Genomic DNA, 13,747 nt, shown 5'->3' on the forward strand with positions numbered 1-13,747 from the left:
TGGGGGCTAAAAAAGGGTGGAGAAACGGGGCCGCAGCCCCGTTTTATCAGCCCATCCGATAGTTGGGGGCTTCTTTGGTAATGGTCACGTCGTGGACGTGGGACTCTTTCATCCCGGCGCCGGATATGCGCACGAACTCGGCCTTGGTGCGCATGTCGTCTATGGTGGCGCTGCCGGTCAGGCCCATGGAGGAGCGCAGGCCCCCCATCTGCTGGTGGATGATCTCTTTCAGGCGGCCCTTGTACGGCACGCGCCCTTCGATCCCTTCCGGCACCAGCTTGTCGGCGGCGTTGTCGGACTGGAAGTAGCGATCGCTGGAGCCCTTGGACATGGCGCCCAAAGAGCCCATGCCGCGGTAGGACTTGAAGGAGCGGCCCTGATAGAGCTCGATCTCGCCCGGTGCCTCCTCGGTACCGGCGAACATGGAGCCGACCATGACGCAGCTGGCGCCGGCGGCGATGGCCTTGGCCAGGTCACCGGAGAAGCGGATGCCGCCATCGGCGATCACCGGGATGCCGGTGCCTTCCAGGGCATCGACCGCGTCGGAGATGGCGGTGATCTGGGGCACGCCGACACCGGTCACGATGCGAGTGGTGCAGATGGAGCCCGGGCCGATACCGACCTTGACGGCGTTGACGCCCGCTTCCACCAGCGCCAGAGCGCCGGCACCAGTGGCCACGTTGCCACCGATGATCTGCAGGTCAGGATAGGCTTCACGGGTCGCCTTGATGCGATCCAGCACGCCCTGGGAGTGGCCGTGGGAGGAGTCAATCAGCAGCACGTCCACACCAGCCTCGACCAGGGCGGCGACGCGCTCCTCGTTGCCGGCACCGGCGCCGACGGCGGCACCGACCCGCAGGCGGCCCTTCTCGTCCTTACAGGCGTTGGGCTTGCGCTCGGCTTTCTGGAAGTCCTTGACGGTGATCATGCCCTTCAATTTGAAGTCGGCGTTGACCACCAGCACCTTCTCGATACGGTGCTTCTGCATCAGGGCCACCACCTCTTCACGGGGGGCACCCTCACGCACGGTGACCAGGCGATCCTTCTGGGTCATGACTTGCTCGACGGTCTGGGAGAGATCGATCACGAAGCGCACATCACGGCCGGTGATGATGCCCACCAGCTGGTTGCCGTCGGTGACGACGGGGTAGCCGGCGAAGCCATTCTTGTGGCTCAGCTCCTTGATCTGGGCGATGGTCATGTCGGGACGCACTGTGACGGGGTCGGAGACGACGCCGCTCTCGTACTTCTTGACCTTGCGCACTTCGAAGGCCTGTTGCTCGATGGACATGTTCTTGTGAATGAAGCCGATACCGCCTTCCTGGGCCAGTGCGATAGCCAGACGGGCTTCGGTCACTGTGTCCATGGCAGCGGAAATCATCGGAATATTCAGGGAGATACCAGACGTGAGCTTGGTGCGCAGGTCGGCGGTATTGGGAAGAACAGTGGAGTGGGCTGGAACCAACAGTACATCGTCGAAGGTCAGCGCTTCTTTGGCAATCCTGAGCATGGCAATATCTCACCGTTGTGGAAGTGGGGGTGTAAAATATTGCCGACAAATTTTACTCATGCATTGGCCGATGGTAAAGAAGTTTTTTGAATTTTTTATGGCGTAGCCCGATTTAACGCCGCCAACGGGGCAAAAAACTAATAAATTCAGGCGTAACCATGTCTTTTTGTGGGACAAGATGATCTTTTTTGCTGTTGGAGCCTTTTTAGCCACCAAGCCCTCGCCAGAGTATTTTTTAACAACTCCCCTGCCCGCCCAGGACATTTAGGGCGACCTCAGTTGCCCTGATAGCGGCCGGGTTTGTGCCAGTTCATCAGCATAGCGTTCATGGCGAGCGCGCTCAGGGTAGACCAGAGCAGCAAGGAGAGCGGCAGAGTGAGCAAGGAGAGGACGAACACCAGCACATCCAGCAGCATCTGGCTCTTGCCCGCGTTGATGCCGGCACGCCGTTGCAGCCAGAGCGTGACCACGCCTATACCCCCGACGGACGCATTGTGGCGAGCGAGGGACAGCACCCCCATGCCGAGGAAGGTGCCCCCCACCAGGGCGGAGAACAGGGGGTGAATGTAGCTAACCGTCAGCAGCAGCGGCACCCCTTGGGTCGCGGCCGAGAGTGCCACATTGACCACCAGGGTCTTGAGCATGAAGGCCCTCCCCATGGTGAAGTAGCTGAACACCAGAAACGGCAGGTTGGCGAGGAAAAACAGCAGGCCTATGGGCAGGCTGCTGACGTGGGTGAGTAGTAAGGCTATGCCAGCGATGCCGCCTGTGATCATGCCGGAGCATTTGAGCAGATTGAGCCCCACGGCAATAAACATGATGCCGAGCACCATGCCGTAGATATCGTCCTTGAGGGTATGTGCCAGCCCCTTGCCCACCGGGGACGACATGGTCATTTCACCTTCCATATGACTCCTTTTTTGACCCTATTTGACCCTGAATAACCTAATGACGCGACTTCGTGAGCCGATCCCCGACCGCATACGGGTGCCGTGTGCTCGCAATATCTTGCGTGGCAGTCACACCTAGGAGGGAACTCGTTTTCCATCCCATGAGATGCCGACAAGTTGCAGCAAAAACGGCGCCAACCAACACAAGAGACCATAAAACAATAAATATTCGGAGCTAACGTCTAATGCATACATTAAAAGCAGTTCGTTATATCTGCCTGAAAACTTCCGGATCCGGCGAGTCAGCATGTTTGCACTGCCCAGGGGCGCTGCCGCTTAAAACTCGGTCACGGCTCGGGTCTGAAAAAGCCTCAAGGCAGGCCGCGCAAGGCCTGTAGCCGGATCTGGAGAGTTCGCATCCTCACTCGGACCTGCCGTTATTGCCCCGAGTGCCGATTCTGAGTGCATCGGGGAGCGCACCACCAAGGTGCATCAGCACCACTTCGGTGCAAAGCATCCATGCAATATCCCTGGCAATCTGGGACAGATAAGCCGTCCAGCCCTCTCCTGACGGCGTACAGAAGTGCCCGCCTCCGGCAAACCACAAGGCCCTATCTGCGACACACAAGGCTCTATTTGTGGCGCATAACGGCGTCTTTTCCTTATCGCATTCAGGGAGGGCTGCCATTGATTCATGCAGAACCACGCAGCGGATAGCGGATAGCGGATAGCGGATAGCGGATAGCGGATAGCGGATAGCACGAGTATCCGCAACAGGGGCCCAAAGCGGATATAAAACGAACATAAAAAAGTCGACCCTTGGGCCGACTTTGAGTGCTATTCGCTGTTATTGCAGCGAGCCGCGTTCCCAGCATGCCGGGTTTTGTATCAGCCGTATCACTTCAGATACTTGCCATCGCTCCCTATCTTGCCAGGACCGTTCAGTACCCAGACCCGCGCCGAGTAGGCGGGCACCGCGAAGCTCAGGCTACCGTTGCTGGTGCTGACCGTGGTGCCGGTCACGGCATCCTTGTAGCTGCCGTTTTTCACGCCGCTGATGCTTATCTGCTGGGCCGAGTTGGCGGCGAGGCCCACGGCCGCATAGCTGCCCTCGGCACTGAGATCGCGCACGAAGCTCATGCCGCTGCCCCACTCATTCACCTGGCTCATGGGCGCCTTCTGCAGGGCGGGAACCGCCTTGCGGATCTGGTTCAGGCGCTTGATGTGCTGATAGAGCGGGTGGGAGGCGGTCGCCGGGTTGTCCAGCACGTCGCCATAGTAGGCGCGGCCGGTCTGATCCACCGTCATGGTGGCGCCGTCGATGTCTTGCGGTTTGCCGGCCTGGAACATCACCTCCTCCCCGTAGTAGAGGGTCGGAATGCCCCGCGCCGTCCACAGCAGGTTGTAGGTCATGGCCGCATTGCCCTCTTCCCCGCCGTAGCGGTACTTGAAGTCGTTGTCCGGCCCCACGTCGTGGTTCTGGAAGAAGGTGATGAGCTTGGTGGCATCCCCGTAGACCCAGTCCATGCCGAAGATACCGCCGACCCCGCCAAAGCTCCCCTTGGTGACGTTGTCACGGAAGGTGGAGAACAGCGAGAAGTCGAGCACAGAGAGGCCAGAATCGCCACCGGCGCGGGGGTTGGCCGGATCGCTGGTGGTGCGGGTATACCACCAGGGGCGGATCACCGCCGAGGCATTGTCGTTGGCGATCTCAGATCCCCAGCCTGTGCCCTTCACCAGGTTCTCGCCAAACACGAACAGCCCCGGTTTGTGGGCCTGCCAGTCGTGCACATAGGTCAGCAGCTCGTCCCGCTCTATGTGCTTGAGGGTATCGATGCGAATGGCGTCGACCCCCATGTCGAGGTATTGGTGGATGGCGCCGTTGATGTAGTCCTTGACGTTCCGGTTGCCGGTCGCGAGATCGATGCAATCCCCCGCCATGTGCTTGCGCTGCAGGGATTGTGGATTCTCCCAGTCACCGCCGGACATGAAGCCGTCAAGGTGATACCAGGCGGGATCCAGTCCCTGGGCGTCGATGCCGAAGAAGCGGTTCGGGTTGTAACCGGCGCTCGGCACCGTGCTGCCGGTTTTGGGATCTACCAGGGGTTGCACGCCCTGCGGATCGGACTGACAGCGGGCCTTGTACCAATCTGGGGCCGCCGGGTTGTCATCGTCACAGCGGTTCGCGCTGGCGTAATCCCCCAGGTTGCCCTGATAGGGGCCGTTGTTGATGAGGCCCTGGCTCGAGCCCGCCGGCACATAGTATTTGATGGGCAGGTGGTCAATCCAGGTCTTGCCCCGCAGGCCGTACTGGCTGGAGTGGTTGATCACCACGTCCTGTATCACCTTGATCCCCTTGGCGTGGGCCGCCTGGATAAACTCACGGTAACCCGCCCCCGGCGACTCCAGCCTGGGGTCGACCCGGTAGAAGTCGTAGGCGTGATAGCCGTGGTAATCGAGGCCGGAGCGGTTCTCCACTGGCGGCGTCACCCAGATGGCGGTGAAGCCGAGATCCTTGATGTAGTCGAGCTTCTCGATGAGCCCCTTGAAGTCGCCGCGCCAGTGGGGATCCCCCGCCTTGTAACGATCCCGGTTGTAATAGTTGTTGCCGACATCCCCGTCGTAGAAGCGGGCGGTCAGCAGGAAGTAGATGCTCTCCCCCCGAAAATCACCAGCGGCCACTGCCTGATCGCCGATGTAGTAGCTGAAGCTCTGCTCACGGCGATTGCCGGTGGCATCGACACTCAGGGTTTTGATCACCAGATCGGCGCCACTGCCCTTGTCGCTGGCGCTGAATACCTGCCCATTGTAGAGCGCGGAGCCGGTGCTCGGCGTGCTGCCATCCAAAGTGAAATAGAGCCTGGGCGTACTGTCTTTGTCATCGCTCACCGCAAGGGTGATGGATTGTGCCTGGGCGTAGTTGCCGGGGGCCGGGCTCGCGCTCGCCGTCGGCGCCTGGGTATCGGCGCCGGCAAGCGGTGCCACGTCCAGCGCCTTGCTCTTGGCATCGAAGCAGATGCGGTAGCTGGTGTTGCCGGTCACCTTATAGTCCTGGGCCGGGTAGGCTTCGGTCCAGTCCCCCTTGTGATCCACCTTGAAGCGGGGATCGCTGTTGCCAAAGGCCTGCTCGGTACAGAAATTCACCCCGTCCTGGCTGGTCATGGCGGTCAGGCCCCAGTTGTTGGGGGTACCGCGGAAGTACCACTTGTCGCCGCTCTGGGGCGCCGCCACCACCACGCTGGCGCTGCTGCTCCCCTTGGCGCCCTGATCGTCGGTCACCGTCAGGCCATAGGTAAAGGTGCCCGCCTGGCTGGTGTTGACCAGGATACTCTCGGTGGTCTCGCCGCTGCTCCATAGGTAACTGGCTATCTGGCCATCGGGATCCGTGGAGTCGCTGCCGCTCAAGGTAAGCGCCTCACCGACTGCCACATTGACCGTGCCGCCCGGGGTGATCACCGCCAGCGGCGGCTGGTTGTCGTCCCCCAGGGGGGTGATGCTGTAGGCCAGGGTCTGGTCGTTGACCTGGAAGCGGACATTGCCGGTGCCACTCCAGAGAATGTCGCCGCCGCTGCGCTCCAGCACCCCATCGGCGTTGCTGTCGCCGTAGTTGGTGGCCCAGTCGCCGGCCTGATCGAACTTGAGGCGCTGGCTGGCCTTGCCATCCATGTAGCCCTCGGCCTGCCACAGGTGATCGGCCACCAGGGTCATGGGCAGGCTCGCCCAACCGTTGAAGGTGCCGCGCACCTGCAACTGCGGCCAGTTCTTGGCGAAGCCGTTCTGCTCGCAGCTCTCCACCGCCGTGGCGGTGATGGCTTGAGTGCCGGCGTTGATGCGAATTTGATAGTGGGTGTTGGCATTGACCAGCTTGTCGGCCGCCGGGTAGCTCTGCTGCCAGTTGCCGTACCTGTCTATCTTGAAGCGCGGGCCGCCACTGGCGTCCCCGCTCTGGAAGAACTGGCAGGTATCGAAATTGACGCCATCGGTGGAGACCATGGCGGTCGCCGCCCATCCATTCGCGGTACCACGGAAGAACCACTCTGCCGCCGTCGCGTGTGGCGAGGCCATGAGTGATCCCAACAATCCGGTCGCGATTATCCATCTAGCCATTGATAGTCCTTTATTTTCATTGTTTTGTGTGTGACGCCGGTGTGCCCCGGCATTCCCCCATCCGCTACAGTCCCGCCTTCAGATGGGCCCAGCCAGTCTAGGGCTCAAACTGGCCATTCAATGACCAGCCGAGTGCAAATTGTGACCAACATCGCCCCCGAGATCGGCTGTATGTGATTGATAGCGCTTTCATTTCTGGAGTGATTGCCATGAATCTGATGGCGACCTGATGAGCAGGGCACCCCATGGCAGGAGTGTGGGGCGGGCAACACGGCTGAACCGGCTCGGCCGAGCCGCTTGCAGGCCAGGATGATTAAAACGCGATTGATAATGTTTCTTGTTTGCACCCCATAGCCTGGCGCATGCTTGGCGCCAAGAGCCGATGTTGGCGGCCATTTAATAGACATTTGAGTACCAAGATGACGATCAGGAAGGGAGCGGGTCGATGATCACCTGCGCAATGAGACCGGCCATGGGCCGCGACAAGATGGCATTCGGCCCTGTCCAGCTCGCCTGCCTGACTCTGGCCGTGCTCCTGCACCTCGCCATCCTGTGGCTGCTGCAGGGCAGCCGCCCCGCCCCCATCCAGCCACCCGAGCCCCTCACCCTCTCTGCCCGCTGGGCGGGGGAGTCGAACAAGGATGACGCACCGGCCAAGGCGGCCGCAGCCCCTGCGCAGCCCTCTGCTATCAAGAAGCCGGCGCCGGTGCAGCAGAAGGTGGTCAAGCCCGTCGTCAAGAAGCCAGCTCCCAAGCCGGTGCCCAAGGCGCCGCCAAAGCCCAAGCCAGTCCCTGTGGTCAAACCCGTCACCCAGGCTCAGCCGGTTGTGGCCCCCGTTGCGCCCGCCACGCCGACCACGTCCACATCCAATAGCCAGAGTGCCAGCAGCAACAGCGCCCCGGCCAAGACCCGGCAGACTGGCTCGGGGGCTGGTAGCAGCGCCCCCATCTCCCGGGACGCCAGATTGAACAACCCTGAGCCCCCCTACCCTCAGGAGTCCCGCAGGCGCGGGGAAGAGGGTCAGGTCGTGCTGAAGGTACGCGTCACCAAGGAGGGTACGGCGGAGTCGGTCGAGGTGGAGCGCAGCAGCGGCTATCGACGCCTTGACATGATCGCCAGACGCACCGTCAACCGCTGGCGCTTCATTCCGGCCAAACAGAACAATGTCGCGGTCGCGGACTGGGCCAGGGTCACCATCATCTTCAAGCTAGGAAACTAACCATGAATCCGGAAGTCGAAACCAACGCCATGGGCATCGCCCATCTGCTCAGCCAGAACACAGGGGCGGGCCTCATCCCCCTCATCCTGCTGGTGCTGATGTCGCTCGGCACCTGTTATTTCGCCCTGCTCAAGCTCTGGCTCGGGATCCGCGAGCAGCGCCTGAACGCTCGCTTCGTGGCCGAATTCTGGCAGCACGAGAGCCTGCTGGAGATGGAGCAGCAGCTCGCCCGGACGCCGCCACAGGAGAGCCATGGCCGGGTGACCCAGGCGGCCCTTGGCGCCATGGCCCAGCTCGGCAGAGCCCAGGAGCGCGCCGTCTCACTCAAACTCGGCTCCCCCGATGACTTCCTGCTGCGTGCCCTGCGCCAGGCCATCACCATGGAGCGCATCCGCCTCGAGCAGGGGCTGGCCTTCCTCGCCTCCGTCGGCTCGGCGGCCCCCTTCGTCGGGCTGTTCGGCACCGTCTGGGGCATCTATCACGCCCTGCTGGCCATAGGGGCTGCCGGCCAGAGCGGCCTGGACAAGGTGGCAGGCCCGGTCGGCGAGGCCCTCATCATGACCGGCTTCGGCCTCGCCGTGGCCCTGCCGGCCGTGCTCATCTACAACTTCTTCGTGCGCCGCAATCGCCTCAAACTCGCGGCCCTCGATGACTTCGCCTACGACCTCTTCGCCCTGCTGGTGACCGGGTTCGAGCAGAGCGCCTCCAACGTGACCCAGCTGTCCGACATCGAGAGCGCCAAGAGAGAGACCATCAAGAAGGGGCAGATGTAATGGCTTTCGGCAAACTGCCCGGTGACTCGGACGAGCAGCCCCTCTCCGAGATCAACATGATCCCCATGATCGACGTCATGCTGGTGCTGCTGATCGTCTTCATGATCACCGCCCCCCTGCTCACCAACGCGGTCAAGCTCGAGTTGCCCGAGGCCAGCAGCCAGACCAACCAGCCCAAGCAGGAGGACGTGGTGCTCTCCATCGACGGGGCCGGCAAGCTGTACTGGAACGACAAGGCCGTCGACGAGGCGGCGCTGCTCACCAAGATGGAGGAGGCCAGCGAGGCCAAGCCCGAGGTGCCCGAGATCCAGCTGCGCATCGACAAGAGCGTCGAGTACGGCATCATCGCCAGGGTGATGGCCCAGGCCTCCCAGCACGGTCTGCACAAGATAGCCTTCGTCAGTCAGCCAGAGGCCGAGTGATAGACAGCGTAGGCAAATAAATCGATACGACCCATGCAACAAGGCATCACCCAGGTGGTGCCTTGTTTGTTTGCCACCCCCTCAGCCGGTTGTCAGCAACCGGGCATACCTGCATCATGAGGGATCTGCATGCCAGTCAGCTGGTGCTAGCCCAGAATTTCAAGGAGAGAAGATGAGAACATCGGATTACGCGAGACTGCTGGCCCTTGCCGCCATCTGGGGTGCCAGCTTTTTGTTCATGCGCATCGCAGCCCCCGCCTTCGGCTCGGTCAACACCACCTTCCTGCGGGTCTTCTTCGCCCTCATCGGCCTCGCCGTCATGCAGGCGCTGCTGCGCACCCCCATGCAGTTTCACGGCAAGCTGAAGTCATCCATGGTGCTCGGCATCATCAACTCGGGCATCCCCTTCCTGATGTACGCCATCGCAGCGCTCTGGTTGCCGGCAGGCTACTCGGCCATCCTCAACGCCACTACGCCGCTGATGGGGGCGCTGATCGGCTTCTCCTTCTTCAACGAGACGCTGACCCTGCGCAAATGGGCCGGCGTGCTGCTCGGGCTCCTCGGCATCACCCTGATCACCACCACGGGGGAGCTCAGCCTCAGCGGCAATCTCGTCACCGGGGTGCTGGCCTGCCTCATCGCCACCGCCTGCTACGGCTGCGCCGGCTTCCTGACGAGGCGCTGGATCAGCGAGCGAGGGGGGCTGGACGCCAAGCTGGTGGCTTTCGGCAGCCAGCTCGGGGCCTGCCTCTTCCTGCTGCCCTTCTTCGGCTACACCATGGCAACCGGCCCCGCCGTCAACTGGGCCCAGTCCGAGGTCTGGGTCAGCGTGCTGGCGGTCGGTTTCATCTGTACCGCCCTCGCCTATTTGCTCTATTTTCGCCTCATCGCCGATATCGGTCCCTTGCGATCCCTGACGGTGACGTTCCTCATCCCCCCGTTTGGCATCCTGTGGGGCTACCTGGTGCTCGGCGAGACCCTCACCGGCGGCTTCGTCATCGGTGGCGCCGTCGTCTGCCTCGCGGTCTGGCTGGTGGTGAGCCCGGCCCGCACCGCCAAGCCGGTCAGCCCACAGCCCGAGCGCTGAGCGCCGTCCGCCGCCGGCCCGCGATGTCCGCGGGCTCGGCTCTTTGCCCGAACTGGGGTAAGATGTGCCCCATCCTCTTTTCCGTCCCCCAGGGGACCCAGCAGCAGGGCCAGCCTTGAATCACCTCAACGACAGCAGCCAGAACCGAGCGCAGCAGATCTTCACCGTCACCCGCCTCAACAGCGCCGTGCGCATGATTCTGGAGCAGGATCTGGGGCTGGTGTGGCTGACCGGGGAGCTCTCCAACCTGGCGATGCCAAGCTCCGGCCACTGGTACTTCTCCCTGAAAGACATGTCCGCCCAGGTGCGCTGCGCCATGTTCAAGGGCAACAACCGGCGGGTGCCGTTCCGCCCGCAGGATGGCATGCAGGTGCTGGTGCAGGCCCGGGTCTCCCTCTACGAACCCCGCGGCGATTACCAGCTCATTATCGAATCCATGCAACCCGCAGGGGACGGCATGCTGGCCCTGCACTTCGAGGAGCTCAAGCGCCGGCTCGGCGCCGAGGGGCTGTTCGATGAGGGGCGCAAGCGCCCCCTGCCCCGCGAGCCCCGCGCCGTGGGTCTGGTGACCTCAGCCACCGGCGCCGCCCTGCACGACATGCTGACGGTGCTCAAACGGCGGGCGCCGGATCTGCCGGTCTTCATCTACCCGACCCAGGTGCAGGGCAGCGCCGCCATCGGCCAGATAGTGGCAGCCATTGCCCTTGCCAACCGCCGCGCCGAGGTAGACGTGCTCATCGTCGGGCGCGGCGGCGGATCCCTCGAAGATCTCTGGTGCTTTAACGAGGAGGCGGTGGCCCGCGCCATCGCCCGCTCTGCCATCCCCGTGGTGAGCGCCGTGGGCCACGAGGTGGACGTCACCATCAGCGACTTTGCCGCTGACTTGCGCGCCCCCACCCCCTCCGCCGCCGCCGAACTGGTGGCGCCGGACAGAAGCGCCCGTGCCCAGCGCCTCGCCCACCTGCACCAGCGCATCGCCCAGGCCATGGCCCGGCGCCAGACCGCCGCCAGCCACCAGTTCGCCCTGCTGCAGAAACGGCTGGATCACCAGGATCCCAAGCGCCGGCTGGAACAGCAATCCCAGCGCCTGGACGAGCTCGCCAGCCGCTTGCAGCAATTGCTGGCAAGCCGCCTGCACCAGGGGGAGCGGCGTCTGGCCAGCCTCGAGCTGCGCCTGCAGGCGAGGAGCCCGGAGCGGTTGCTGGCCGCCGGCAAACGCCGCCATCAGCTGGCCGAGGAACGCCTTCACGCCCTCATCGCCAAGCGCCAGAATCTTGCCGGCCACCGCCTCGCCATGCTGAGCGCCCGCCTCGACGGGGTCAGCCCGCTGGCCACCCTGGGGCGGGGCTACTCCATCACCCGCACCGAGCGTGGGGAGGTGATCAGCCGTGCCAGTCAGACGACCCCGGGGCAGACCCTGATCACCACCCTGGCCGAGGGCAGCCTGACCGTGCGGGTCGACAGCATCGGCGACTAGTCAGCATGCCCTTATCCGCATAAAGAAATGGCCCATCACAGGATGGGCCATTTTTATGTCGCCAACGCCGCCTCTCACACCAGGGAATGGCGTACCGCCGCGCCCGGATGGCCGGTTCTCGCAGCCGGGGCTGGCTCCCCACCCAAAGGGTTTAACTGCAAGAACTCGAACAGCCCCGCCTGCAGATTGACGTTCCAGAAACGTCCGGCCAGGGTCAGTTCCAGCCGTTCCTCTTTCAGCTCGGCCAGCCCGTGCTGCTGCCAGGCCTCGAACAGGGGGAGCAGATGTGTGCGCAACCCTGTGGGTAGCCGCTTCAGCACCAGCCAACCCGTGTCCAGCGCGCCGCGCAGCAGGCCGTCCATGCGGGCATTGGGATTGACGCTCATCACCATGCCGGGGGCACGCGCATTCGCGCCCAGCGCCTCGTGCCAGGGGGCCAGATCCCGGCCATACATGAGGCCATGGCCGTGCACGCTGCCACCGGCACCGGCGCCGAAGGGCAGGATCTCGGCGCCGCGCTTCGCCATCTGGTTATAACGGCTCTGCTCACGTTCGCCCCGGCGCCAATGGCTGCCGGAGAGCCGCTGCCAGCCTCCCTGCTCCAGAGTCTGGGCGCCATAGGCATACATGGCGGCGCGCTGCTGGCCGTCCGCCGACCAGCCCAGCCTGCCCTTCTGCTCCGCCCTATCCAGGTTGGTGCCCGCCATGGCGATGAGCTGATAGAGATCCACCCCGTGCACCCCGCTCGCCATCACGTCCGCGATGTCCTGACGCCAGACGGCATCGTCCTGCCCGGGCAGGCCGAAGATGAGATCCGCGACGATAACGGCGGCATCGTCCCGGGTCAGCTCCCCCAGCCGGGCGAGCAGGGTCTCCCTGTCGTCGAAGCGGGCCGCCTGCTGGCGTACCTGGGTATCGAAGCTCTGCACCCCGAACGAGAAGCGGTTGAAGCCCCCCTCGAGGGCCGTCTGCCACTTCTCGTCATCGAAGCCGTTGAGGCGCCCCTCCAGGGTCAGCTCCGCATCCGGGGTCAGGGGGAAGCGGCGGATCACACTGGCGAGGCGCGCCAGATCCCCGGCCTCCATGTCGGTAGGGGTGCCGCCCCCCACATAGATGGCGGCAAACGGCTTGCTCTGGCCGAGGGGGGTATCGGCCGCCTGCGCCAGACTCCCACACAGGGCGGCCATATAGCGGCTCATGCGCGCCGGATTGGCGCCATTTTCGAAGAAGTTGCAGAAGCTGCAGCGCTTGCGGCAAAACGGAATGTGGATATAGAGCGCCCGCTCGTCCGCCTGGCTAGGCCGCTGCCACCAGGCCCGCCAGCCCGCGCCATCGAGGGGCAAGGGGCGCACGCCCCCCCGGCTGGCGTGGGCCGAGGTCTTGGCGCTGAAGGCAAACTTGAGGGGATCCGGGCTCGCCAGCCCTGTCATGGTCGGGGTGAGTTGTACTGTCATCAGGGACCGTTACCATCAGTAAATAATGCAAATGATAACGACTATCACTCAATGGTTGCGTTGTGCTGGATCAAGTCTGTGGCAGACTCTGGCCATGAATGAGCCTTGGCACCTGCGCTAACGAAGAGTACGAAGAGTACGAAGAGTACGAAGAGTATTTATTGGATGCTGACGGAAGGGAGAGATGGCCACCCTCCGGGGAGAGTGGCGACACACACGCGTTGGCTGGCAAGGAAAACAGGGTTGCGGTAGACGGCTGTCGCCGCCTTGGCGCAAGGTGCCAGCGGCCGCATTGCTCGCGCGGTCAATCGTTGCCGATGATGATGGCCACCCGGCGATTCTCGGCGCGTCCGGCAGCGTTGCCGTTGCTGGCGATGGGCGCCTCTTCACCACGGCCGCGGATGTCCAGGTTGGCGGGGGGCATGCCTACGGAGACCAGCACATCCGCCACGGACTGGGCCCGTTTCAGGGAGAGCTGCTGATTGTAGCCGGCCTCACCATTGGAGTCGGTGTGGCCATCCACCCGCGCCTTGTTCAGCCCCACATCCATCAGCGCCTTGCCAAGTTGTTCCACCACCTGGCGGGTGTTGGGGTTGAGTGCCCCCACGTTGTTGGCAAACAGCACCTTGTTGGAGATATCCAGGGTCCACCCCTCGTCGGTCAGATGGAAACCCTGCTCCTTGAGCACGGTCAGCTGCACCGGGGTCAGGCCCTTGGGGGGGCTCTGGCATGCGGTCAGGACGCTGAGCAGCAACCCAGTCAGGCCCGCTCTTATCCAGTTGGAAGTGTTCATTCTTATCCTCTTGTT

At 63.3% G+C, this 13,747-nt stretch carries 10 protein-coding genes; 5 read left to right on the plus strand and 5 right to left on the minus strand.

Annotated elements, in window-relative coordinates:
• Positions 1 to 46: 46 nt before the first annotated feature.
• The 3 genes from guaB to ACRCYW_RS17340 form a co-directional block, all read right to left on the minus strand.
• Positions 47 to 1,510, minus strand: coding sequence for an IMP dehydrogenase (guaB, locus tag ACRCYW_RS17330; RefSeq protein WP_438551263.1), 1,464 nt, complete (start codon positions 1,508 to 1,510; stop codon positions 47 to 49).
• Positions 1,511 to 1,785: 275 nt separating this feature from the next.
• Positions 1,786 to 2,418 carry a YitT family protein gene (locus tag ACRCYW_RS17335; protein WP_438551264.1) on the minus strand — a complete coding sequence of 211 codons (633 nt, stop codon included), beginning with the start codon at positions 2,416 to 2,418 and terminating at the stop codon, positions 1,786 to 1,788.
• Between the two features lie 879 nt (positions 2,419 to 3,297).
• Complete coding sequence (locus ACRCYW_RS17340; protein ID WP_438551265.1) at positions 3,298 to 6,465, minus strand: alpha-amylase family glycosyl hydrolase; 3,168 nt, start codon at positions 6,463 to 6,465, stop codon at positions 3,298 to 3,300.
• Between the two features lie 487 nt (positions 6,466 to 6,952).
• Between ACRCYW_RS17340 and ACRCYW_RS17345 the strand changes: the two genes are divergently transcribed.
• The 5 genes from ACRCYW_RS17345 (at position 6,953) to xseA (ending at position 11,485) form a co-directional block, all read left to right on the plus strand.
• Positions 6,953 to 7,726 (plus strand): energy transducer TonB, encoded by a 774-nt coding sequence (locus tag ACRCYW_RS17345; protein WP_438551266.1) that lies wholly within the window; start codon positions 6,953 to 6,955, stop codon positions 7,724 to 7,726.
• A 2-nt stretch (positions 7,727 to 7,728) separates the two neighbouring features.
• A complete protein-coding gene (locus ACRCYW_RS17350) occupies positions 7,729 to 8,499 on the plus strand; it encodes a MotA/TolQ/ExbB proton channel family protein (protein ID WP_438551267.1) in 771 nt (256 codons plus the stop codon).
• Positions 8,499 to 8,921 carry an ExbD/TolR family protein gene (locus ACRCYW_RS17355; protein ID WP_438551268.1) on the plus strand — a complete coding sequence of 141 codons (423 nt, stop codon included), beginning with the start codon at positions 8,499 to 8,501 and terminating at the stop codon, positions 8,919 to 8,921. Before ACRCYW_RS17350 ends, ACRCYW_RS17355 begins: the two co-directional genes overlap by 1 nt.
• A 172-nt stretch (positions 8,922 to 9,093) precedes the next feature.
• The gene (locus ACRCYW_RS17360) at positions 9,094 to 10,008 is read left to right on the plus strand and encodes a DMT family transporter (protein WP_438551269.1); all 915 of its coding nucleotides are present in this window, start codon (positions 9,094 to 9,096) and stop codon (positions 10,006 to 10,008) included.
• Between the two features lie 115 nt (positions 10,009 to 10,123).
• Complete coding sequence (gene xseA / locus ACRCYW_RS17365) at positions 10,124 to 11,485, plus strand: exodeoxyribonuclease VII large subunit (protein WP_438551270.1); 1,362 nt, start codon at positions 10,124 to 10,126, stop codon at positions 11,483 to 11,485.
• Positions 11,486 to 11,559: 74 nt separating this feature from the next.
• Here xseA and hutW read toward each other — a convergent pair whose 3' ends face one another.
• Both hutW and ACRCYW_RS17375 read right to left on the minus strand, forming a co-directional pair.
• Positions 11,560 to 12,939, minus strand: a complete 1,380-nt coding sequence (gene hutW / locus ACRCYW_RS17370) for a heme anaerobic degradation radical SAM methyltransferase ChuW/HutW (protein WP_438551271.1) — start codon at positions 12,937 to 12,939, stop codon at positions 11,560 to 11,562.
• Positions 12,940 to 13,243: 304 nt separating this feature from the next.
• On the minus strand, positions 13,244 to 13,732 hold the full coding sequence (locus tag ACRCYW_RS17375) for an OmpA family protein (protein WP_438551272.1): 489 nt from the start codon (positions 13,730 to 13,732) through the stop codon (positions 13,244 to 13,246).
• Between the last annotated feature and the right edge of the window lie 15 nt (positions 13,733 to 13,747).

This window comes from Aeromonas sp., from assembly GCF_051657805.1.
Lineage (GTDB): Bacteria > Pseudomonadota > Gammaproteobacteria > Enterobacterales > Aeromonadaceae > Aeromonas.

Excerpts from the sequence above, each read along its gene's own strand:
- ACRCYW_RS17355 (WP_438551268.1), top strand. The coding sequence starts at position 8,499 with ATGGCTTTCGGCAAACTGCCCGGTGACTCGGACGAGCAGCCCCTCTCC.
- ACRCYW_RS17345 (WP_438551266.1), top strand. The coding sequence starts at position 6,953 with ATGATCACCTGCGCAATGAGACCGGCCATGGGCCGCGACAAGATGGCA.
- ACRCYW_RS17340 (WP_438551265.1), bottom strand. The coding sequence starts at position 6,465 with ATGGCCTCGCCACACGCGACGGCGGCAGAGTGGTTCTTCCGTGGTACC.
- guaB (WP_438551263.1), bottom strand. The coding sequence starts at position 1,510 with ATGCTCAGGATTGCCAAAGAAGCGCTGACCTTCGACGATGTACTGTTG.
- ACRCYW_RS17335 (WP_438551264.1), bottom strand. The coding sequence starts at position 2,418 with ATGGAAGGTGAAATGACCATGTCGTCCCCGGTGGGCAAGGGGCTGGCA.
- ACRCYW_RS17375 (WP_438551272.1), bottom strand. The coding sequence starts at position 13,732 with ATGAACACTTCCAACTGGATAAGAGCGGGCCTGACTGGGTTGCTGCTC.
- ACRCYW_RS17350 (WP_438551267.1), top strand. The coding sequence starts at position 7,729 with ATGAATCCGGAAGTCGAAACCAACGCCATGGGCATCGCCCATCTGCTC.
- hutW (WP_438551271.1), bottom strand. The coding sequence starts at position 12,939 with ATGACAGTACAACTCACCCCGACCATGACAGGGCTGGCGAGCCCGGAT.
- ACRCYW_RS17360 (WP_438551269.1), top strand. The coding sequence starts at position 9,094 with ATGAGAACATCGGATTACGCGAGACTGCTGGCCCTTGCCGCCATCTGG.